Here is a 22588-nt window from a genome sequence, read left to right as displayed (position 1 = left end):
GCCTTGTGCCAGGCAGCTCGCTTCAAGCAGTGACATTTCGCAGTGCCTATAAAAACCACGGAGACAAGCGATGTTGAATAAATTGACGCGAGCAACCTTTTGCGCGGCGCTGGGTATTTCCGCCCTCGCCCTGCCCGCCACGCAAGCCCAGGCCCAGGTTGGCAATCCCATTCGAGTGGTCGTCCCTTTCAATCCCGGCGGCGGCTCGGATCTGTTCGCGCGCCTGATGGCGCCCGGCCTGGGCAAGGCGCTCAACGAAAACGTCATCGTGGAAAACCGCGCGGGCGCGGGCGGCATCATCGGCACGGAAACGGTGATCCGTTCGCGGCCCGAGGACAAAATGCTGCTGGTGGCCGACTCCGCCGTCTACACCATCGTGCCGGCGCTCTACCCCAATCTGCAATACAAGCGCAGCGACCTGGTGCCCGTGGCCAATCTGGCGATGTTCGGCAACGTGCTGGTGGTGGCGGCCAATTCGCGTTTCAAGACTTTCCAGGACGTGCTCACGGCCGCGCGCAAGTCGCCCGGCACCTTGACCATCGGTTCGGCCGGGACGGGCAGCATCACCCACCTGACCGCCGAAAAGCTGATGGAGGACGCCAAGATCAAGCTGGTGCACGTGCCCTACAAGGGCAGCGGCCCGGCGATCACCGATACCGCGGGCGGACACCTGGACATGGTGTTCACGGGGCTGCCTTCGGTGCTGGAGTTGTTGCATGCGGGCAAGCTGCGTGCCCTGGCCATCGCCACGCCCGAACGGTCGCCCGATGCGCCTGACGTTCCCACCATCAGCGAATCGGGTGTGCCTGGCTTTACGTCGATGATCTCGCAAGGCCTGTTCGCGCCGCCCAACACGCCGCCCAAGACCGTCGCCGCCATCAACGCCGCCGTCGTTGCCTTCATGCGCCAGCCGGACACCCAGGCCACCCTGCGCAAGATGATGGTCGCGCCGGTGGATCAATCGGCCGATGCCTACAAACAGTGGCTGGACAAGGAGTCCACGGACTGGGCCGCCCTCATCAAGACCGCAAAGGTGCATGTGGAATAAAAGGTGGGATGGCGCGTCCCGGTCCTTGATCCGCAACCCGGCCATCCGGGGCGTGAAGCTGGCGGCATTCCCCGCAAGCCCTCAGCGCTCCCCAAGCAACACGCGCCCTGGCCGCCAGGCCAGGGCGAATTACCTCGGCAGTCGCTGCAAGAAAGGAGTTTCGATCGATGATAGATGTCTACGCCTGGCGCACCACCAACGGCTTGCGCGCCACCATCGCCATGGCCGAATGCGGCCTGCCGCATCGCGTGATCCCGATAGACGTGGGCGCCGGCGCGAATAGAGCCGCGGATTACCTGCGCGTGAATCCCTCGGCCCAGATCCCCGCCATCGTCGACCCCGACGGCCCCGGCGGCCAGCCCCTGGTGCTGGCGCAATCCGGCGCCATCGTGCTGTATGCCTGCCAGAAATCAGGCCGCCATATCCCGTCCGACTCCGCCGACTACTTTTGCGCCATGCAATGGTGCATGCAGGCCGCCAGCGACATTGCCGGCACCGGCGCCGCCATGAACCAGGTGGAAAACGTCGCGCCCGAAAAAGTGCCGAGCACCATCGAACTGTTCCACAAGCGCTTCCTGCGCTACTTCGGCATCGCCGAAAAGCAGTTGCAAGGCCGTGATTATCTGGCGGGATCGGCCAGCTTCGCCGATTTCATGCTGTATCCCAATTACGCCCTGCGCCGCAACGCCCTGCCGGCCAGCGACTTCCCTGCCCTCGCCGCCTGGGGCGACCGCATGGCCGCCCGTGCCGGCGTGCAGGAAGGCATGCGTCTCTACACCGAGAGATAGCCGGAAAGCAGGCTGCCAAACGCCACGCAAACAGCCTCGAACACAGGCTGCACCTAGGTCCGAACCATGCCGAATGCCGACCATGAAAATCGATAACGTCTCGCTCACCCTGTTCTCCTGGGATGACATCCCGCCCACCAGCTACGCCGCGCATACCGGCAAGTTCGCCGGCTCCAGCAAGCTGGGCCTGCTGGCGATCCAGACCGACGACGGCATCACCGGCCACGCCTTCCTGGGCTCGGCCTACTGGCCCGCCGACATGGACGGCGCCAACGTCATCAAGTACCTGAAGCCCATCCTCATGGGCCAGGACCCGCTCGATCGCGAACGTCTGTTCCAGGCCATGTGGCGCCGCGTGCGCACGTCCAATGTGCGCACCATCGGCGCTTGCGATGTCGCCCTGTGGGACATCGCCGGCAAGGCGGCCGGCCTGCCTGTCCACCGCCTGATCGGCGGGTTCCGCGACAAGATCAAGGCCTACGCCAGCTCGATGATCCTGGACTCGGCCGAGGAATACGCGGAGGAAGCCCTGCTGTACCAGTCGCGCAACTGGGCGGCGTACAAGATCCATCCCCCGCATCCCTGGCAGGAAGACATCCGCGTGTGCCAGGCCGTGCGCCGTGCCGTCGGCGACGACTACCCGCTGATGCTGGACGCGGCCTGGGCCTATCAATATCCGGAAGCGGTGCGCGTGGGCCGCGCCATCGAGGAGCTCGACTACTACTGGTACGAAGATCCCTTGCACGATTCGGATCTGTACAACTACGTCAAGCTCAAGCAGCAGCTGCATATTCCCATCATGGCCACGGAAGCGCCGGCGGCCGGCCTGGATTCCTACGTGCCGTGGATCCAGCAAAGCGCCACCGACTTTCTGCGCGGCGATGTGCCGAACAAGGGCGGCATCACCAATATGCTGAAGACCGCGCATCTGGCCGAAGCATTCCGCATGAACTACGAAATTCACCATGGTGGCAATTCGCTCAACAACCTGGCGCAGTTGCACGTCGCCATGGCCTTGAAGAACACCGAGTACTTCGAGGTGCTGTTGCCGGGCGGCGCGCAGAAGTACGGGATGGTGGAAGACATCGAGCCCGATGCCGACGGCTATGTCCGCGCGCCGGATGCGCCCGGGCTGGGCGCGAATATCGACTTCGAGCTGATCGAACGCAAGCGCATCGCCGTGCTGTAAAGCTCGCCCGAACGGACAGGCCCCGCAGGCGCAGGATTGCCTGCGGGGCCTGCGCACGCAGCGCTCTAGAACACTACTCTCAGCGTGCCGCTCACCGTGCGGTCGCTGGCGCCGCTGCCGAACTGGCCATCGAAGGCCACGCCGGCGGTGACGCGTGGCGTGATGTGCAGGTCCAGGCCGGCGCCGATCACCGCGGCATCCTTGCCGATGGGTACGCCGCTCACCGTGAACGTGTCGCCGCCATTGAACGACACCCTGGACTTGGGCGTGACGTCGCCATAGGCACGGCGCCAGCCCACCAGGCCCCGCACGGTCGCATCGACCTTGCCCAGTTGCAGGTCGGACGAGGCGCGCAACCCCAGCGTGGAGAACGACGTCGACGTATCGCTGGAACGGCTGCTCAAGGCCGCGTCGCCGCCACGTTCATTGAACGCATTCGTGTGCAGATTGACGTAGGCAAGATTGACGAAAGGCTCCAGCGCCACCGGCCCCGCCTTAAACTGGTAGCCCAGCTCCCCAAAAGCCTGGGTGGTGTTGCCCTGGTAGTCAGCATCCATGCGGCCACCGACGCCGGCCACGTCGACATCGCGGCCCGAATTGACATCGTGGAACGTGTAGACGCCGCCCAGCCGCAAGACCAATGCGCCCCACTGCGTGCCGCCGTAGACACCCAGATGGAAGTCGTCGCTCTGGGTCCGCGCGTTCTGCTCGTCCACCTTGTAGCGGCCATGGCTGTAGCCGGTCAGGCCGCCCACGCGCCACGATCCCACCGGCACGTCCATGCCCACGACAAAGCCGGCCGAATCGCGCTCGATGCCGCTGGCGTTGCCATTACCGTTGGTGTGGCCCCAGCCGCCCCAGGCCTGGCCCCAGGCAACGCGGCCCGCGGCGTCGCCGTTGCCGCAGCCGCCGCCGCGGCTGCCGGGCTGGCTTGCCCCGCTGTTCGCTCCGTTGGCTGCCCTGTTGCCGGCAGCGGCGCGCGTGCCGTCGCTGCGCGCCTCCTCCGCGCCCACCGTGCAGAACGCATTGCGCAGGCGGTCGATGGCCAGGTCGCGCGAATAGCGGCTGTCATACACCATGGCGCCCTTGGCCGAGGCCAGCGCCGCGCCGGACAGCTGGTCCAGCACGGCGCGCGCATCAGCGTCGTTAGGTGAGTTCAGCAGGACATCCGACACCACGCTGCCCGCGGAGCCGCCCGCGGTGGCGCTCTGGTTCGGCGTCGTGGCGGCATCGGCGGGATCGCGCGTCCGCACCACGGTCAGGTAGGCGTTGTTGGCGTCGTAGCTGTCGGTCACGCCCAGGAAAGCCGTCAGCGGCGTCTGGTTCAAAGTGTAGGTGCCGGCCAGGCCACCCGTGGTGCTCAGCACCGTGTATCGGGTGCCGGCCTTGAACAGGGAGCCGCCGCCGTCGTTGCCACCATGCTTCACGGCCGTGAGACCGGCGCCCGTCTGTACGGTAGCCGTGCCATTGACCACGACCTGGTCGGACGACGCGCCATCGAGTTCGACGACGTAGGTCGACCCTGCTTCCTGGACGAAGTTGCCGTTCACGTGCAGCGTGCCAATGGAATTACCCGGCGCGATAGTGCCGCCGCCGCGTACCGTGGTCGCGCCCACCGTGCCGTTGCCGCCCAGCGTGGCGCCGGTGTCGACTTCCACCGTGGAATTGGCCAGGCTGCTGTTGATGGACAAGGTGCCGGCCTGGACGTAGGTGGTGCCCGACATGTCGCCGCCGCCGGTCAGGTTCAGGCGCCCCGCGCCCAGCTTGACCAGGTTGCCCGTGCCGTCGATGGCGCCATCCAGCTGGCCCGCGTTATCTTGCTGCACGGCCAGCGTGCCGTTGTTGGCGATGTCGTTGCTGCCCAGATTGACAGCGGGCGACAGCAGCGTGCCTTCCTGGATGGTGGTGGTCCCCAGGTAAGTGATGGGACCGGTCAGGGTCAAGGTGCCGGCACCGGTCTTGGTCAGGCCGCCCACGCCGGAGATTTCACCGCCATTGCTCAAGTCCGCATCGGTGCGCAGCGTGCCGCCGGCGGCGCCCAGCACGATATCGCGGCTGATGGACATGGCCGCCGTGGTCTGCAAGGTGCCGCCATTCAGGACGACGCTGCTTTGCGCGGCGCCCAGGTTCTCGTTGGCGCTGATCGCCACCGTGCCGGCCGTGATGGTGGTGCCGCCGGTGTAGGTGTTGGCGCCGCTGAGCGTCAGCGTGGCCGCGCCGGTCTTGGTCAGGCCGCCGGCGCCGGAGATGATGCCCGTGCTGGTGTAGTCGGCGTCGGTCCGCTGGGTGGCGCCCGCGCCACCCAGCACCACGGCGCGGCTGGCGGTGACGGCCGCGGTGTTCCGCAGCGTGCCGCCATTCAAGGTCAAGCTGCCGCTGGACGCGCCCAGGCTGGCATCGTCGGCGATCGACAGGGTGCCGCTGGTGAGGGTCCAGGGCGTTGCCGCCGTCGTCGTGCCGGTGAGCGTCCAGGTGCTGGCGCCGCTCTTCTCGTATATGCCGAAACCTTGATATTGCGCGGTGCTGGCGGCCGCGCCCAGTTTCGATGTATCGAAGCTGCCGTCGGTGGCACCGCCCAGGCGCAGCGTGTCGGCGCTGCTGTAGGCGAGCACATTGCCGTTCAGGACGGAGCCGCTGCGAATCTCCAGTGTGTTGACGCCGCCGGTGAAGGCGATCGCGGCGGCTTGCAAGTGCGTGTTGCCGGTCCCGCTGAACGCGCCGCTGATGGTGCCGGTATTGATGACCGTCACGTTGCCGCCCTGCACGCCCGCGCCGCCGCTGCCCGCCACGCCGGCGGCAGTGTTATTGCCGCCGACACCGCCCGTGATGGTGCCGGCATTGATCAGCGTGCCGCCGCTGGCATAGCTGCCGCCCGTGTAGAACAGCACGCCGGCGCCGCCACGGCCTGACACGCCGGTGACCGGGGCGTTGCCGCCGACGCCGCCCGTGATCGCGCCGGTGTTGACCACCGTGCCGACCGAGGTCAGTTCGACACCCGCGCCGCCGTCGCCGCCACCGCCGCCGGTAACCAGCGAGGTGGTGGCGTTGCCGCCCTTGCCGCCCGTGATCCTGCCCGCATTGTCCAGGCCGCCGCCGGCCGCGAGCAGCACGCCCATGCCGCCGCCGCCACCGCCGCCGGTGATCGTGAGCGCGCTGGTAGCGCCGCCGCCCGCACCGCCGGTGACAAACGCTGCCGTCGTCACCGTGACCTGCGCGGAGGAAAAAATTCCCGCCCCCCCGCCGCCATTGCCCGCGCTAAGCACGCTGCGGCCGGCGCCGCCCGTGACGTTGCTTTGCACGATCAGATCGGCGGTCGTGCTGACGCCCACCCCGCCTCCGCCGCCGCCGGCGGCGGTGTAGAGGGTCAAATTGCTGTCCACCGTGGTGCTGCCCGCGTTTCCCGTGATGGGTGCGGCAATGGTCTGCGGCGCTGTGTAGACGGCGCCGGCTGTGCCGTTGGCGCCCGCGCGGGGTGCGATCTGGCCAACACCGGCACCGATTCCGCCGAAGCCACGCGCGCCACCGGCGGCGCCATTGCCCGTACCCAGATCCACGCCGCCGCCCCCGCCCGTCGTCCCGGCGGATGCCGAGGGATTCGGATTTCCCATCTGGCCGGTGGCGGACGCCAGATCACCGTCAACGCCGCCACTGCCTCCTGCCGGCGCGCCCAGTGTGGTGGAGCCGCGGCCTCCATCGGCCCATGCTGCCTTGGGACCCATCAGTCCGTATGTGCCTGCCAACGCGGCGGCGACCAGCAAGACCAGCGCTTTGGGACGCAAGGATTGCGCGCGAACGCAAGCGGCCGCCTGCTCCATCATCAACGATTCCATCTTGCAGCATGTATCCAGTGACTAAGGAATCGTGAATTCTATGTGGAAACAATTCGGCAACTTACGATAATTGCAGAGCAATATTCAAAAATAAAGTAACAAAGACGGAAACACTCGAGTCTTTACCAAGACTGCTTTCCTGATGGAGCACGGGACCGTCACGCGTACACGCCGGCCACATCGGCCAGGCGGGGCCGGTCTTCACACCGGCCCGTTCATCGCGCGGTCCCCGGCGGGACCGTTATTGCTTCGCCATGCCGCTGGCCTTGACGGCCTTGCCCCATTTGGCGGTTTCTTCCTGCATGAAGGCGCCGAATTCCTGGGGTGTGCTGTTGATCACGTCGCCGCCCAGGTCCTCGATGCGGCGCTGCATCTCTGGCGTGGCGACGATGGCTGCCACGTCCTTGTAGATCCGCTGCTGCAACTCAGGCTTCATCGACGCCGGAGCCAGCAGGCCGAACCACGTGGCCGCCTCGAAACCCGGCATGCCCGCTTCCGCGAAGGTGGGCACATCGGCAAGCGCCTGGACGCGCTTGCCATTGGCCACCGCCAGCGCGCGCAGCTTGCCCGACTTGATCTGCGGCAAGGCCGACGTGATCGTCGCCAACATCATCTGCACCTGCCCACCGATCAGATCCGTGAAGGCGGGCGCGTCGCCCCGATAAGGCACATGCGTAATAGCCGACTTGGTGGCGATCTTGAAAAGCTCGCCGCTCAAATGCTGCGCCGTGCCGGTACCCGGTGACGCGAAGTTCACGCTGGCGCCATCCTTCTTCAAGTAGGCCAGGAATTCAGGCAGCGTCTTGGCAGGCAACGCCGGATTGATCACCAGCACCAGCGGCACCTTGGTCACCAGCGTAATCGGCGCGAAGTCCTTGACGGGGTCGTAGTTCAGCTTGTCGTAGATATGCCCGCTGATGGTGTGCGCCGAGGTCGTCATGAACAGGGTGTAGCCGTCACCCGCCGCACGCGCCACGGCGCCGGCGCCGATAGTGGTGCCCGCGCCCGCGCGGTTTTCCACGATCACCGATTGCTTCCACGTCAACGTCAGCTTCTCCGCGATGGCACGCGCCACGATGTCGGTGGCACCGCCCGCGGGATACGGCACGATCATGGTGACAGGCTTGGACGGAAAGTTGTCGGCGCGCGCCTGCCCCACCGGCAGCAGCGCCGCCCCCAGGACGCTACACGCGGCGACCAGCGCCACCATCAGCCTCTTCTTACCCTGCGGGCGCCGCGTCACCATGTGCGCATGATTGTGTTTCATCAAGTCGTCTCCTCTTGTTTTCGATGAAGTGTTTGTATATTCTGTGTGTTCTGTTCCGCAGAACATGCATTCTATTTTATCGCTTATTTCGAATCCCTGGAAGAGACTCGCATGTCCCAGACATCCTCCCAACCGAAGTCCCTGCTGATAGACGGACGCTGGACGCCCGCCGCGCAGACCTTTGCTTCCGTCAATCCCGCCAACGGCGCGACCAATTTCGAGATCGGCGCCGCCGACGCGGATCAGGTCAATGCCGCCGTCGACAGCGCCTGGCGCGCCGTGCGCCAGAAGGCCTGGCGCGACATGCTGCCGCACCAGCGCGCGGCCTTGCTGCGCCGCATGGCCGACGGCATCGACGCCAACGCGGAGGTGCTGGCACGCCTGCAGATGATCGAGAACGGCAAGGTCTGGAGCGAGTGCAAGGCACAGGTGACCAGCGCCGCCGCCACCTTCCGCTATTACGCGGGCGTGTGCGAAACCATCACGGCCGAAGTCACGCCGCCGCGCGGCAACTACCTGTCGATGACGCAGTACGAACCGTATGGCGTCATCGTTGCCATCACGCCCTGGAATTCGCCCCTGACCATGGAGGCGCAGAAAGTGGCGCCGGCCCTGGCCGCCGGCAACGCGGTGATCCTGAAGCCTTCCGAAGTGACGTCGTCGCCGGCGCTGGAACTGGGCCGCATCGCCCTGGAAGCGGGCCTGCCGCCGGGCATCCTGAATGTGGTCACCGGCCTGGGCAGCGGTGCCGGCAAGCTGCTGGTCGAACATCCTGGCGTGCGCATGGTGTCCTTCACCGGCGGCACCGCCAGCGGGCGGGCCATCGCGCGCGTCGCGGCCGACAAGCTGATGCCGGTGGCGCTGGAACTGGGCGGCAAGTCGCCCCACATCGTCTGCGCCGATGCCGACCTGGATGCGGCGGTCGAAGGCGTGATCGGCGGCATCTTCGAAGGCAGCGGGCAATCTTGCGTGGCCGGTTCGCGCCTGTATGTGCAGCGTTCCGTGCAGCAGGACTTCCTGGAGAAACTGCTGGCACGGGCACGCGCCATCCGCGTCGATCAACCGGATGCCCAAGGCGCCGGCATGGGGCCCATCGCCTCGTTCGCCCATCGGGAAAAGATTGAATCCATGGTGGCCAGCGCCTTGAAGGACGGCGGCGAAATCCTCACCGGTGGCGGACGGCCCAATGAGGATCGCCTGGCGGCGGGCGCGTTCTACCTGCCCACGGTCATCGGCGGCCTGAAGCCGGACGCCTACGTGGTCCGCGAGGAAATCTTCGGGCCCGTGCTGTGCGCCCTGCCCTTCGACGACGAAGACGACCTGATCGCGCAAGCGAACGACAGCGTCTACGGCCTGGCCTCGGGCATCTGGACGGCGGACTATCGCCGCGCGTGGCGCGTGGCGCGCCAGCTGGAAGCCGGCAGTGTGTGGATCAACACCTACAAGCAATTGTCGATCTCCACCCCCTTCGGCGGCTTCAAGCAAAGCGGCATTGGCCGCGAGAAAGGCGCCAGCGGCTTGCGCCTGTACCAGCAATCCAAGGGCATCTACTTCGCCATGTAGCGCGGTTGGCGGTGGGCGCCAGGCCGCGCGCGCTGGCGCGGCGCGCCCGGTGCGCGAGGTGCGCGAGGTGCGCGAGGTGCGCGAGGTGCGCGAGGTGCGCGGCGACCTGCGCGAATTGCGTACAGGACCGCGCATCGCTCGTCGGACCCAGCCGTCATCCGTCGATTCACGATCCTTCTGAACGTCACATTACTTTTTCAATTTCCGGAGACCAAACATGAGTCGTTTCACCCGCGTCGGCTTTATCGGACTGGGCGTGATGGGCGAACCCATCTGCCGTAACCTGGCGCAAAAATGCGGCCTGCCCGTCCTGGGCTGCGACATGAACCCCGAGCCGCTGGCCCGCCTGGCGCCCCAGGGCGTGCAGGCCGGCGACGTCGCCACGCTTGCGCGCGAGTGCGACATCATCTTCCTGTCGCTGCCCTCGGGCGAGATCGTCGAAAAACTGGCGCGCGGCCCCGCCGGCCTGCTGGCGCTTTGCCGTGCCGGCCAGGTCATCGTCGACACCAGCACCTCTCCCGTCGACACCACGCGCAAGCTGTCCGCCGAATTCGCCGAACGCCAGGTCACGTTCATCGATGCCCCGGTGGCGCGTACGCGGGCGGCCGCCGAAGCCGGCACCCTCTCGGTCATGGTCGGCGCCGAAGCGGACGTCTTCGAACGCGTGCGGCCGCTGATCGCCACTTTCGCCAACGAAATCACCCTGTGCGGTGGCGTCGGCAGCGGCCAGGTCGTCAAGATCCTCAACAACATGGTGCTGTTCGAGACCGTCACGGCGATTGCCGAAGCACGCGGCATCGCGCGCCGCTCGGGCGTCGATCCCAAGGTCATCATGGAGACCTTCACACTGGGTTCGGCCGACAGCTTCGCGTTGCGCAACCATGGCTTAAAGGCTATTCTGCCGGGTGAATTTCCCGAGAAAGCGTTCCCGGTCAGCTATGCGCGCAAGGACCTCAACTACGCGCTGCGGCTGGCCGAACAGACCGGCATCCCGGCGCACGGGGCCCGCAACGTAGACCAATGGTTCGAAGCGGCTTTGGCCCGCGGCCTGGGCGACCGGTACTGGCCCGTCATCAGCCGTGTGATCGATGACGAGGACGGCGGCGGCGCCGCCAACGCCGCCTCGGGCCACTAGCCCACATCAGCCCCCCTCCGTCCCATGAGCCGTTCCGCCGCCCCCCAGGACACCGCCGACGGCGTCGCCGCCGTCGAACGCGCGCTATCCATCGTCGATGCCATCGCCCAGCGCACCGAACCCATCAGCCTCGCGGACCTGTCCCGCGCGACCGGGTTCTATAAAAGCACCTTGCTGCGGCTGATCGCTTCGCTGGAGAAAGCCAACCTGGTGCTGCGGCGCGCGGACGGGCGTTATGCCCTGGGACTGTACGCGCACCAATTGGGACGCGCCTACGAGGCCACCTACCGTTTGACCGAGACCTTGCAGCCCTTGCTGCAGGGCCTGGTGGACCACGGCACCGAAAGCGCTTCCTTCCACGCGTACCACGACGCGCAGTCACGCATCTGCCTGCTGCGGGTGGACTCCCATCATTCGACCCTGGACCGGATCCGCGCGGGCGACCTGCTGCCGCTGGACAAGGGCGCGGCCGGCAAGCTGCTGACGGCGTATTTCGTGCATGGTGAAAGCGCGGCGCAGGCCGGGCTGCTGATGACGTCCATGGGCGAGCGCGATCCCAGTTGCGCGGCGGTAGCCAGCCCGGTCTTCGGCCCGGACGACGAAATCCGCGGGGTGATCTCCCTGTCCGGCCCGAAGGAACGCTACACCGCGGCCGCCATCAAGAAGATGTCCAAGCTGCTGCAGGAAAGCGCGGCGCAGGCCACGCGGGCGCTGGGCGGCCGCTGGCCCGGTTGACAGGCCGCAGCCTCGGAAGGAGTCCCTCCCGCGTCCCTTCATCTTCTTCTCTCCCAAGGAAAGCAGACGGCAAATAGATGGCAGAGACGGGGCCCTTCCTCCCTGCTTGCTCCATGCGCGAAGCAGCGCGCATGCGCGCGGGACCAGTGCACCGAACCGCAACGCGTGGGCACGGCACGCCTTTGGCGCGGCGCAGCATAATTGTTACGAGACTATCGCGCTTATAACCTGTATAGTCATTTCAAAATTTATACAGCGCGATTCCAATATTTAGGAAACGCGCCAACCCGAGACACCCATCCCAGGTGGCCTGGCGCGAAACGCGGTGGGCCATCTTCTGCCAGCCGCCCCCACGGCCTACCGACATGCAGCAGCTATCCGCCTTGCGTCCCGCCCTTCCTATCCTGTTGGGGGCGGCGGCCATGCTGAGCCTGTCCATGGGCATGCGCCAAAGCCTGGGCATCTTCGTGCCGCCGCTGACGCGCGACCTGGGCATCTCCGTCAGCGACTTCACCATCGCCATCTCCGTACAGAACCTGGCCTGGGGCATCCTGCAGCCCATCGCCGGCGCCATGGTTCCCCGCATCGGTTTCCGGCCGCTGTTGATGAGCGGCGCATCCCTGTTCCTGCTGGGCCTGGTCCTGCTGGCCTGCGCGCAGGGCTTGCCCCTGGTGATCGTGGGCGCCGGCGTCTGCATCGGCGCCGCCCTGGCCGCCACCGGCAGCAGCATGGCGATGGCCGTATCGGTGCGGCCCGTGTCGGTGGCGCAGCGCAGCCTGGTGCTGGGGCTGGTCTCGTCGGCCGGCTCGCTGGGCGCGATGATAGCCGCGCCGCTGGGCCAGGTGATCATGCAGCACTGGCATTGGCGCATGGGCACCGTGTCTTTCATCGCCCTGGCCGCGGTCATGCTGCCGGCGGCCTGGTACGCCGGCCGGGTCGACCGCCTGCCGCGTCCCGTGGCGCCGCGCTCGCCGACCGGCGTCGAGATGACGGCGGCGCAGGTGCTCGGCATGGCCATGCGCAATGGGCCCTTCGTCATCATGGCCCTGGCCTACTTCGTCTGCGGCATGCAGCTGGTCTTCCTGACCACCCATCTGCCGACGTATCTCGATCTTTGCGGCATGGACCCCATGCTGTCGGCCAAGGCGCTGGCCATGATCGGCGGCTTCAATGCGCTGGGCAGCCTGTTCTTCGGCTGGGCCGGCGGCCATTGGAACAAGCAGGCGCTGCTGGGGGGCATCTACATCCTGCGCTCGCTGACCCTGGTCTGGTATTTCCACAACCTGCCTACCCCCGAGACGACCCTGGTCTTCGCGGCCATCATGGGTTTCCTGTGGCTGGGCGTCGTGCCGCTGGTCTCAGGCTGGATCGCCGAGACCTTCGGCCTGCGCTGGCAAGCCATGTTGATCGGCGTCGCTTTCTGCAGCCACCAGTTGGGCAGTTTCACGGGCGCGATGGGCGGCGGCTACGTCTACGACCTGCTGCACAACTACGACCTGGCATGGCAGATCGGCGCGGCCGTCGGCGTGACGGCGGGCCTGGTGCAGCTGGGCACCGTCGTCTTCTGGCGCCGGCCGCGGCCACCGCAACCTGCCTGAAGCCACCGTCAGCCAGCACAATCAGCCAGTGCAATCAGCCAGTTCGTGGCAGCGCTGACGCATACGGCACCCGATGTCCTCAGGCCTGGGACGCGCCCGTCATCCACGGTGCGCCCGGTTCACGGCTGCGCGTCGCGGTAACCAGCGGATCGTGCAACAGCATGTCGGCGAACTGCCGCACCAACCCGGCGTTTGAGGCATCCTGGCGCGTCACCAGATGCAGGTCGCGCAAGGCCCAGGCATCGACCAGGGCGATGCCGGCCATCGTCCCCGCGCGCAGGTCCGGTTCCGCCACGCTGGTCGGCACCAGGGCCAGCCCCACGCCCGCCCGCACCAGATAAAGCACCGACGCGAAATCGTGCGCATGCACGCGCACGTTCAAGGACTGGCCCGCCTTGGCCGCCTGCGTCTGCAGAAAATGGAAATTGCTGCTGGCCCGGTCCATGCAGACAAAGCCGTGCGACAAGGCTTCCGCGAATCCGATACGGGGCCGAGCGGCCAACGGATGCTCGGTCGGCGCCGCGCAGATCAGGCGGTCGATGGCATACAACTCGCATTGCAGCTCAGCGTCCTGCGCGCGTCCGGCGAAGATGCCGATGTCCGCATCGCCGCGGCGGATGGCACCGGCGATGGCCTCGCTGTCGGCCTCTTGCAGATCCACGTCGATATGCGACGCCAGGAACCGCGCCAGGCTGGGAATGATGAAGCCGTTGAGCGAACTGCTGTTCGCCAACACCCGTATGCGGCCTTTCAGGCTACGGGCGTAGGCGCCCACTTCCTCCTGCATGGCTTGCAGGTTGGCCAGCAGGACATCGGCGTGGCGCGCCAGGGCCTCGCCGGCGGGGGTCAGCGCCATGCCCTTGGCCGAGCGCACGAACAGCGGGCTGCCCGCGGTGTATTCCAGGTTCTTGATCCGATAACTGGCGGACGGCGCCGTCATGTGCATGGCGGCCGCGCCCGCGGAAAGATTGCCGGCCTGCACGATGGCCTTGAACAGGCGCAGATCCTTCAATTCATAGGACATTGCGTTAGTTCCCACTTCACAAAACAGGACAGTACCCGTTCCACGGGCAAGCTGCCCCCCGCCGCCATCCGGAGGGCAGCCGCCGGGGCTCGGCCGCCGGGTCTCAGCCGCCTTTCCTGCGTGCCTTTTCCTCCAGAAACGCCTGCATATAACGGCCGGGCTCGCCGGTGCCGAATGCCGCGCCGAACTCCAGCACGCCATTGCGTATGGACACTTCCAGCGGCTCGTCTTCCCATTCGCGCAGCAAGCGCTTCTGCTGGGCCAGCACGCGCGGGCCCAATCCGGCCAGCATACCCGCAATCCGATCCACTTCGGCATCCAGCGCATCAGGCGCGACCACGCGGTCGAGCAATCCCCAGGACTGCGCCTCGCGCGCATCCACCACTTCGCCGGTCAGCAGCATCCAGTTGGCGCGCGCCTTGCCGATCAGGCGTGGCAACATGGCCGCGTGGATGATGGACGGCACGCCAACCTTCACCTCCGGCATGCCCATGTGGGCCTGTTCCGAAGCGATCCGCAGATCGCAGGCCAGGGCCAGCTCCATGCCGCCGCCCAGGCACCAGCCCGGTATGCGGGCGATCACCGGCATCGGCAGCAGGCGCACGCCATCGCACAACTGCCGCAGGCGATCGATGTAGCCGATGGCGCCGGCCTGGTCGAAATGCGCCATTTCCTTGATGTCGGATCCCGCGACGAAGGCCTTCTCCTGCTGCGCCCTGAGCACCACGACGCGAACGTCGTCACGGCTGGCGATGCGATCGAGCGCCGCGATCAGGCCCTCGACGACACGCGCGCTAAGGATGTTCAGCTTGCCCGCATCACGGATCTCCAGGGTCGCGACACCCTGCGCCGTCACGGCGAGGGCGGCGTGGGGATGGGAAAAATCGTTTTGTTTCATCGTCTGCCTGCTCCTGCTTATGAATGTCGATGCGCCTGCCCTTACAGCTTCTGGAAGCCGATATCGTTGACCACCTTCTGCCAGACCGCATAGGAATGCTGGATCACGGCGGCGAACTGTTCGCGCGTGGTGTAATCCGGCACGGCACCCTGCTGCTCGATGGCGGTGATCACTGCAGGCTCCGCCAGCACCTGCTTGATGGCGGCATTCAGCTTGTCAAGGATGGGCGCGGGCGTATTCTTGGGCGCCGCCAGGCCGAACCAGCTGGGCGTGTTCAACTGCGGATAGCCCAGTTCCGCGTAAGTCGGCACGTCGGGCAGGGTCTTGACCCGCTGCGGCGAAGCCACCGCCAGCGCCCGCAGCTTGCCCGACGCGATGAAGCCCGCCGACGACGGCAGGTTGTCGAACACCACTTGCACCTGCCCCGCCATCAGGTCCACCAGCGCGGGCCCCAGGCCTTTGTAAGGCACGTGCAGCATCTTGGTTCCCGTGCTGCTGAGGAACAGTTCGCCGAACAAGTGGCTGTAGCCGCCGCTGCCGGAAGACCCGAACGCATCGCGCCCGGGCTTGGCCTTGAGTTGATCCACCAACTGCTGGAAGGTCTTGATGTCCGAATCGCCGCGCACGTCCAGCACCCCCAGCACATTGGCCAGATTGCTGATGGGGGCGAAGTCCTTCACCGGGTCGTAGCTGGATTTCTCGTGTACCGCCGGATTGACGGCGTGCGAGCTTTCCACCGCCATCACCAGCGTGTAGCCGTCGGCGGGCTCGCGCGCGGCGAAGGCGCTACCCAGCGCGCCGCCCGCGCCGGGCTTGTTGACGACCACGACGGTTTGCCCCAGCACTTCGCCCAGCTTGGGCGCGACGATGCGGGCCATGATGTCAGTCGTACCGCCCGGCGCATAAGGGACGATCAATTGCAGGGTGTGGTCGGGATAGGCGGCCAGGGCGGGAGTGACAGGCGCCGCCAGGGCGACGGCGCCCAGGGCAAGGGTCAACGCGCCGGCGGCGCGGTGCAGCGAGGGGAACATGGATGTCTCCGGATATTGTTATGGGGTTGGAATCGATCGGATGCGGATGCTGTTTCGATCGAGGGTGCTGCGTTGGATGATGCCTGCTTGAGCAGGGTCTCGGTCATTGGTGCTTGTGGTCGGGTTCCGCCAGGCGCCGCAGCACCGCTTCGGTGTGCTCACCCATCAACGGCGGGGGCCGCAGCGGGGTATCGGCCTCGCCCGCAAGCATGGGATTACGCACCAGCGGGATGGCGCCGAAACGCGGATGCTCCGCATGGCGCAACATGCCACGGTGGCGCACCTGTTCATCGGCGAAGACTTCTTCCAGCGTATTGACCGGCCCCCAGGCGATACCCGCGGCTTCGAGCTGCGTCGTCCAGTGCGCGCGATCGCGCTGGATCAGGATGTCCGCCAGGATGGCCCGCAAGGCCGCCAGGTTCCGCACGCGGTCTTTGTTGCTGCCAAAGCGCGCGTCGGTGGCAAGATCGGGGCGACCGCACAAGGTGCTCAGGCGCCCGAACTGTTCATCGTTGCCTACCGCCAGTATGAAATGGCCATCGCTGGCGCGGAAGACTTCGTAAGGCGCAAGATTGGGATGGGCATTGCCGGTGCGGCCGGGGTTCTGGCCGGAGACAAGGTAATTGGCGCCCTGGTTCGCGTTGATCGCCACCGCGACGTCCAGCAGTGCGATGTCCAGATGGCCGCCCTCGCCGGTGCGCCCGCGCCGCAGCAAGGCCGCCAGGATGGCCGACGTGGCATACATGCCGGTGGCGATGTCGACCACCGGCATGCCCGCGCGCAGCGGGCCCGCGCCAGGTTCGTCATCGGCGCGGCCCGTGTAGCCCATCAGCCCGCCCATGCCCTGGAAGATGTAGTCGTAGCCGGGGCGCGCGGCTTTCGGACCGTCCTGCCCATAGCCGGTGATGGACACGTAGATCAGGCCGGGCCGCAAGGCCTTCAGCGTCTCGTAGTCCAGGCCATAACGCTTCAGCGTGCCGGCCTTGTAGTTCTCCACCAGCACGTCGGTATCGCGCAAGAGCGCCAGCAGGGTCGCGCGATCGGCCTGCGCGGCGAAGTCCAGGCAGATGGATTGCTTGTTGCGATTGCAGCAGGTGAAGTAGGCGGAGAAGGTTTCCTCCCCATCCTGCGAGTGCAGATATGGCGGCCCCCATTTGCGCGTGTCGTCGCCCTGCCCCGGACGCTCGACCTTGATCACCTCGGCACCCAGGTCCGCCAGGTTCTGCGTACACCAGGGGCCGGCCAGGATGCGGGAAAGATCCAGCACCCGGACGTTGTCCAACACCTTGCTCAGCACTTCGTCTCCTCGCCTGCATTTTTTGCGTTTTTCAGTATTGCGAGAGAGTCTAGGAAGCGCAGCCGCCAACGTCCATTTCAAATCTTCTAAGCGGGCGTTCGAGGCCCTCTAAGCGGTGCCACGCCAGGCCGGGACCGCGTCCCGCTTCGTCCACTTGCCGGGCCTGGCCACGGCCGGCTCAGCCGCATTCGACGCCGCGCCGCATGATCCGGCTGGGCTTGTGCGCGCCGTAGCTGTAGCAAAGCTCCGCCAGCGTGGGCACCTGCCAGAACACCAGGTCCGCCCATTTGCCCGGCGCCAGTATGCCCACTTCATCCTGCAGGCCCAGCGCGCGCGCGGCCGCGTGCGTGACGCCGTTCAAGGCCTCGGCCGGTGTCAAGCGGAACAGCGTGCAGGCCATATTGAGCATCAGCAGCAGCGATGCGAACGGCGATGTCCCCGGGTTGCAGTCACTGGCCACCGCCATCGGCACGCCGTGGCGGCGCAGCAGTTCGATGGGCGGCACATGCGTATCGCGCAGGAAATAGAAAGCGCCTGGCAGCAGCACCGCCACCGTGCCCGCCGCCGCCATGGCGCGCGCGCCGGCCTCGTCCAGATATTCCAGGTGATCGGCCGACAAGGCGCGATAGCGCGCGCCCAGCGCCGCCGCGCCGCTGTCGCTCAACTGCTCGGCATGCACCTTCACCGGCAGCCCGGCCGCCGCCGCCGCGCGGTACACCCGTTCGGCCTGGGCGGCATCGAAGCCTATGCTTTCGTGAAAGACATCGACAGCGTCAGCCAGGCCCAGGCGCGCCACCTCGGGCAGCACGTGGGCACAGATGAACTTGATGTAGTCATCCGCGCGGCCCAGGTATTCGGGTGCCAGCGCATGCGCCCCCAGGTAAGTGGTGCGCACCGTCACCGGCAAGCTGGCGCCCAACGCCCGCGCGGCACGCAGCATGGCGATCTCCGTGGCACGGTCCAGGCCATATCCCGACTTGATTTCGACCGTGGTGACGCCTTCGCGCAGCAAGGCGCGCAGCCTGGGCATGGCCTGTTCGATCAATTCCGCTTCGCCGGCGCGCCGCGTGGCATGCACCGTGGACACGATGCCGCCACCGGCGCGGGCGATGTCCTCATAAGAAGCGCCGTTCAGGCGCATATCGAATTCCTGCGCACGCGAGCCCGCATAAACCAGATGCGTGTGGCAGTCGATCAGACCCGGCATGACCCACGCCCCTGCCGCATCGATCGTCTGACGGCTCGCCCCCAGCGGGGCTGGCGCCTGCGCTGCCGCGCCGATCCAGCGGATCCTGCCCCCGCCCAGCACGAGGGCGTCAGCCTCCGGCAGGTAGCCGTAAGGGGTGTCCAGGCCAGGGGCAAAACTGGCGATCCGAGCGTTGACGATCAAGGTATCGGGGCTTTCCGCGACGTTTCCCATGGCAATGCTGTTCCCTTGTGTTGATGTTGTCCCGTAGTGCTTCAGGCTGGCCGAATCCCGGTTTTCCTCGGGTTTTCCTTGAGCGCACTTTACTTGCCTATACTTGTATATTCAAGTTAGAGTTTGCCCCAGATCGAGTCGCGGCCGGCAGGCCGGCTATGCCGACCCACCGCGACACCAGCAAGCCATCACAGACCAGGCGGCCCTATCGGCCGCCGGACAGGACACCATGCCCAGCATTTCCCGTGACACCCCACTGCCGCCGTATGCGCGCATCAAGCGGCACATCGTCGACCAGATCGAAGCCGGCCAGTGGGCCGTGAACGACCAGGTGCCATCGGAGAACCAGCTCGCCGCGCAGTTCGACGTGTCGCGCATGACGGCACGGCGCGCCATCCTGGAACTCACCCAGGACGGCGTCCTGGTGCGTAGCCAGGGGCTGGGCACCTTCGTGGCGGAACAGAAGCCCGCCCTGCCCGTGCTGGAAGTACGCAACATCGCCGAGGAGATCGCCGAGCGCGGCCACCGCTATTCGAACCGCGTACTGGTGCTGGAACGTGTCACCGCCCCGGAAGGCATTGCCACCGCGCTCGCGCTGTCCATCGACAAAGCCGTCTATCACTCGCTGATCCTGCATCTGGACAACGACGTCCCCGTGCAACTGGAAGACCGCTACGTCAATCCACACGCGGCCCCCGACTACATCGGCCAGGACTTCAGCCAGGAAACGCCCAATGCCTACCTGAGCCGCGTCGCGCCGCTTACTGCAGTCGAGCACACCATCGAAGCGGTGCTCCCCGATCCGCGCACGGCCGGCTGGCTGGGCCTGAAAAGCCCGCAGGCCTGCCTGCAGGTGCTGCGCCGTACCTGGTCGGGTGAAGACGTGGTCACCTTCGCCCGCCTGATCCATCCCGGCGACCGCTACCGGCTGACGGGGCACGCCGTCGTCGCCCCGCGCCCCGCCCCCGCCAAGCCTTCTGGAGATAAATAGCCATGCCGTCCACCACAACCCCGTCCGCCCCGGCTTCCCGCCACGACCCCGCGCGCTCCATCCGCGCGCCCCGTGGCAGCACCCTGTCCTGCAAGAACTGGCTGATCGAGGCCGCCTACCGCATGGTGCAGAACAACCTGGACGCCGAAGTCGCCGAGCATCCTGAAGAACTGGTGGTCTATGGCGGCATCGGCCGCGCCGCGCGCGACTGGGCTTCATACGACCGGATCCTGGAGGTCCTGCGCCGCCTGCAGCCCGATGAAACCCTGCTGATCCAGTCCGGCAAGCCCGTCGGTGTCTTCAAGACGCATGCCGATGCGCCGCGCGTGCTGCTGGCGAACTCCAACCTGGTGCCGCACTGGGCCACGTGGGAACACTTCCACGAACTCGACCGCAAAGGCTTGATGATGTACGGCCAGATGACGGCCGGCAGCTGGATATACATCGGCTCCCAAGGCATCGTCCAGGGCACCTACGAAACGTTCTACGCCATCGCCGACCGCCATTTCGGCGGCGATCCCAAAGGACGCTGGATCCTGACGGCGGGGCTCGGCGGCATGGGCGGCGCGCAGCCCCTGGCCGCCACCATGGCGGGCTTCAGCATGATTGCCGTCGAATGCGATGAATCGCGCATCGATTTCCGGCTGCGCACCCGCTATATCGACGTCAAGGCCAAGACCCTGGACGACGCGCTGGGCCTGCTGGAAGACGCCAGGAAGCAGGGCCGTGCCGTGTCGATCGGCCTGCTCGGCAACGCCGCCGACGTGCTCGCCCAGATGGTCGAGCGCGGCATCACGCCCGATTGCGTCACCGACCAGACTTCCGCGCACGACCCGCTGAACGGCTACCTGCCGCAAGGCTGGACGATGGAGCAGTGGCGCGCGCGCCGCGACAGCGATCCGCAAGCCGTGGTGCAGGCCGCCAAGCAGTCCATGGCCGGCCATGTGCGCGCCATGCTCACCCTGCAGGAACGCGGCGCCGCCACCGTCGATTACGGCAACAACATCCGCCAGATGGCGCTGGAAATGGGCGTTGCCAACGCCTTCGATTTTCCCGGCTTCGTTCCCGCCTATATCCGCCCCCTGTTCTGCGAAGGCATCGGGCCCTTCCGCTGGGTGGCGTTGTCGGGCGACCCCGAAGACATCTACAAGACGGATGCCAAGGTCAAGGAACTGATCCCGCACGACAAGCATCTGCACAACTGGCTGGACATGGCGCGCGAACGCATTGCCTTCCAGGGCCTGCCCGCCCGCATCTGCTGGGTGGGTGTGCGCGACCGCGCGCGCCTGGGCCAGGCCTTCAACGAGATGGTGCGCACGGGCGAGCTCAGCGCGCCGGTGGCCATCGGACGCGATCACCTGGACTCCGGCTCGGTAGCCAGCCCGAACCGCGAAACCGAATCGATGCGTGACGGCTCGGATGCGGTGTCCGACTGGCCGCTGCTCAATGCCCTGCTGAACACCGCCGGCGGCGCCACCTGGGTGTCGCTGCATCACGGTGGCGGCGTCGGCATGGGCTTCTCGCAGCATGCGGGCGTGGTCATCGTCTGCGACGGTACCGAAGAGGCCGCGCGACGCATAGGCCGCGTGCTGCACAACGACCCGGCCACGGGCGTCATGCGCCATGCGGATGCAGGCTATGAACAGGCCATTACCTGCGCGCGAGACGCGGGACTGGACCTGCCCATGCTGGGCCGTTGAACCGATACACGTAGTGCTGCCACGCGCAGCGGTACGAACAGGCAGTAGCCATACAAAGCAGTCCTGTACACAAGGGGAATAACCATGAAATTGCCGCTGATCAAGCGCCTGGCGGTTGCCGCCGGCATCACCCTGGCGTTCACGTGCGCCGCCACGCAGGCCGCTGAACCTGCCTATCCCAACAAGCCCGTGACCATCATCGTGCCCTTCGGCGCGGGTGGCGTGGCCGACGCCATACCCCGCATCGTCGGGCAAAAGCTCAACGAGATGTGGCACGTGCCGGTCATCATCGAGAATCGTCCAGGCGCTTCGGGCAACCTGGGCATGAGCCAGGTGGCGCGCGCCGCCCCGGACGGCTACACGCTGGGGCTGGCACCGGCCGGCAACCTGACCGTCAACCCGCTGCTGTACACCAACCTGAACTTCGATACCGCGCGTGCTTTCGCGCCGGTCACGCTGCTGGCGACCTCGCCCAACATCCTGGTGGTGAATCCCGCCGTTCCGGCCAAGGACTTCAAGGCTTTCGTCGAGTACGCCAAGACCAAGCCCGGCAAGCTCAATTTCGCTTCGCCTGGCGCCGGTAGCGGCGCGCACCTGGCGGGCGAGTTGCTGAACCAGGCGGCCGGCATCAACACCATGCATATCCCCTACAACGGCATGGCGCCCGCCGTGACCGACGTCGTCGCGGGCAATGTCGACATGATGTTCGCGGGCGTCTCCACCGTATTGCCCTTCATCCGCAGCGGCAAGCTGAATGCCCTGGCCATCGCCGGCCCGAAGCGCCTGCCCCAGTTGCCTGCCGTGCCGACCGTGGCGGAAAGCGGCTATCCCGGGTTCGACGTCACGTCCTGGTACGGACTGGTGGCGCCGGCTCAAACCCCGGATGCCATCGTGCGCAAGCTGCAGCATGATATCGCCACCGTGCTGAAGGACCCGGCCGTGCGCCAGAAGTTCGACGACCAGGGCGTCGATCCCGCCAACACGACGACGCAGGAATTCGCCGCCATGATCCAGAACGAGTCGCGCAAATGGGCGGACATCGTCAAGACGGCAGGCATCAAACCCATACAGTGA

Annotated in this window: 17 protein-coding genes; 10 read left to right on the top strand and 7 right to left on the bottom strand. The window is 66.6% G+C overall.

Annotated elements, in window-relative coordinates:
- Window positions 1–70: 70 nt before the first annotated feature.
- From CEY05_RS01700 to CEY05_RS01690, 3 genes are all read left to right on the top strand, one after another.
- A complete protein-coding gene (locus CEY05_RS01700) occupies window positions 71–1048 on the top strand; it encodes a tripartite tricarboxylate transporter substrate binding protein (RefSeq protein WP_088595661.1) in 978 nt (325 codons plus the stop codon).
- 167 nt (window positions 1049–1215) lie between these two features.
- Entirely contained in the window at window positions 1216–1836 is a 621-nt protein-coding gene (locus CEY05_RS01695) for a glutathione S-transferase family protein (RefSeq protein ID WP_088595660.1), read from the top strand.
- Between the two features lie 82 nt (window positions 1837–1918).
- The gene (locus tag CEY05_RS01690) at window positions 1919–3025 is read left to right on the top strand and encodes an enolase C-terminal domain-like protein (RefSeq protein WP_088595659.1); all 1107 of its coding nucleotides are present in this window, start codon (window positions 1919–1921) and stop codon (window positions 3023–3025) included.
- A gap of 65 nt (window positions 3026–3090) precedes the next feature.
- Here the strand turns inward: CEY05_RS01690 and CEY05_RS01685 are convergent, their stop codons facing one another.
- Together CEY05_RS01685 and CEY05_RS01680 are read right to left on the bottom strand one after the other, a co-directional pair.
- Entirely contained in the window at window positions 3091–6855 is a 3765-nt protein-coding gene (locus tag CEY05_RS01685; RefSeq protein WP_088595658.1) for an autotransporter domain-containing protein, read from the bottom strand.
- A gap of 241 nt (window positions 6856–7096) precedes the next feature.
- Window positions 7097–8122 (bottom strand): tripartite tricarboxylate transporter substrate binding protein, encoded by a 1026-nt coding sequence (locus CEY05_RS01680; RefSeq protein WP_233161306.1) that lies wholly within the window; start codon window positions 8120–8122, stop codon window positions 7097–7099.
- A gap of 111 nt (window positions 8123–8233) precedes the next feature.
- Between CEY05_RS01680 and CEY05_RS01675 the strand changes: the two genes are divergently transcribed.
- From CEY05_RS01675 to CEY05_RS01660, 4 genes are all read left to right on the top strand, one after another.
- On the top strand, window positions 8234–9685 hold the full coding sequence (locus CEY05_RS01675; protein WP_088596182.1) for an aldehyde dehydrogenase: 1452 nt from the start codon (window positions 8234–8236) through the stop codon (window positions 9683–9685).
- A gap of 217 nt (window positions 9686–9902) precedes the next feature.
- Window positions 9903–10820: an NAD(P)-dependent oxidoreductase gene (locus CEY05_RS01670; protein ID WP_088595657.1), complete on the top strand. Its 918-nt coding sequence runs from the start codon at window positions 9903–9905 to the stop codon at window positions 10818–10820.
- 24 nt (window positions 10821–10844) lie between these two features.
- Window positions 10845–11555 (top strand): IclR family transcriptional regulator, encoded by a 711-nt coding sequence (locus tag CEY05_RS01665; protein ID WP_088595656.1) that lies wholly within the window; start codon window positions 10845–10847, stop codon window positions 11553–11555.
- 365 nt (window positions 11556–11920) lie between these two features.
- Window positions 11921–13153, top strand: a complete 1233-nt coding sequence (locus CEY05_RS01660) for an MFS transporter (protein ID WP_233161305.1) — start codon at window positions 11921–11923, stop codon at window positions 13151–13153.
- Between the two features lie 79 nt (window positions 13154–13232).
- On the opposite strand, the gene CEY05_RS01655 is transcribed toward CEY05_RS01660, so the two are convergent.
- From CEY05_RS01655 to hutI, 5 genes are all read right to left on the bottom strand, one after another.
- The gene (locus CEY05_RS01655) at window positions 13233–14177 is read right to left on the bottom strand and encodes a LysR family transcriptional regulator (RefSeq protein ID WP_088595655.1); all 945 of its coding nucleotides are present in this window, start codon (window positions 14175–14177) and stop codon (window positions 13233–13235) included.
- A 103-nt stretch (window positions 14178–14280) separates the two neighbouring features.
- Window positions 14281–15075, bottom strand: coding sequence for an enoyl-CoA hydratase (locus CEY05_RS01650; protein ID WP_088595654.1), 795 nt, complete (start codon window positions 15073–15075; stop codon window positions 14281–14283).
- A 41-nt stretch (window positions 15076–15116) separates the two neighbouring features.
- Window positions 15117–16106: a tripartite tricarboxylate transporter substrate binding protein gene (locus tag CEY05_RS01645; RefSeq protein WP_088595653.1), complete on the bottom strand. Its 990-nt coding sequence runs from the start codon at window positions 16104–16106 to the stop codon at window positions 15117–15119.
- Between the two features lie 103 nt (window positions 16107–16209).
- Complete coding sequence (locus CEY05_RS01640; RefSeq protein WP_088595652.1) at window positions 16210–17403, bottom strand: CaiB/BaiF CoA-transferase family protein; 1194 nt, start codon at window positions 17401–17403, stop codon at window positions 16210–16212.
- Between the two features lie 178 nt (window positions 17404–17581).
- Complete coding sequence (hutI, locus tag CEY05_RS01635; protein ID WP_088595651.1) at window positions 17582–18823, bottom strand: imidazolonepropionase; 1242 nt, start codon at window positions 18821–18823, stop codon at window positions 17582–17584.
- Window positions 18824–19052: 229 nt separating this feature from the next.
- Between hutI and hutC the strand changes: the two genes are divergently transcribed.
- The 3 genes from hutC to CEY05_RS01620 all read left to right on the top strand — a co-directional run bounded on the left by hutC (window position 19053) and on the right by CEY05_RS01620 (window position 22588).
- The gene (gene hutC / locus CEY05_RS01630) at window positions 19053–19814 is read left to right on the top strand and encodes a histidine utilization repressor (RefSeq protein ID WP_088595650.1); all 762 of its coding nucleotides are present in this window, start codon (window positions 19053–19055) and stop codon (window positions 19812–19814) included.
- A gap of 2 nt (window positions 19815–19816) precedes the next feature.
- A complete protein-coding gene (gene hutU / locus CEY05_RS01625; RefSeq protein ID WP_088595649.1) occupies window positions 19817–21514 on the top strand; it encodes a urocanate hydratase in 1698 nt (565 codons plus the stop codon).
- An 84-nt stretch (window positions 21515–21598) separates the two neighbouring features.
- Window positions 21599–22588, top strand: a complete 990-nt coding sequence (locus CEY05_RS01620; protein WP_088595648.1) for a tripartite tricarboxylate transporter substrate binding protein — start codon at window positions 21599–21601, stop codon at window positions 22586–22588.

It is taken from the genome of Achromobacter sp. HZ34, assembly GCF_002209485.1.
Lineage (GTDB): Bacteria > Pseudomonadota > Gammaproteobacteria > Burkholderiales > Burkholderiaceae_B > Bordetella_C.
This window is presented reverse-complemented; position numbering and strand designations above follow the sequence as displayed.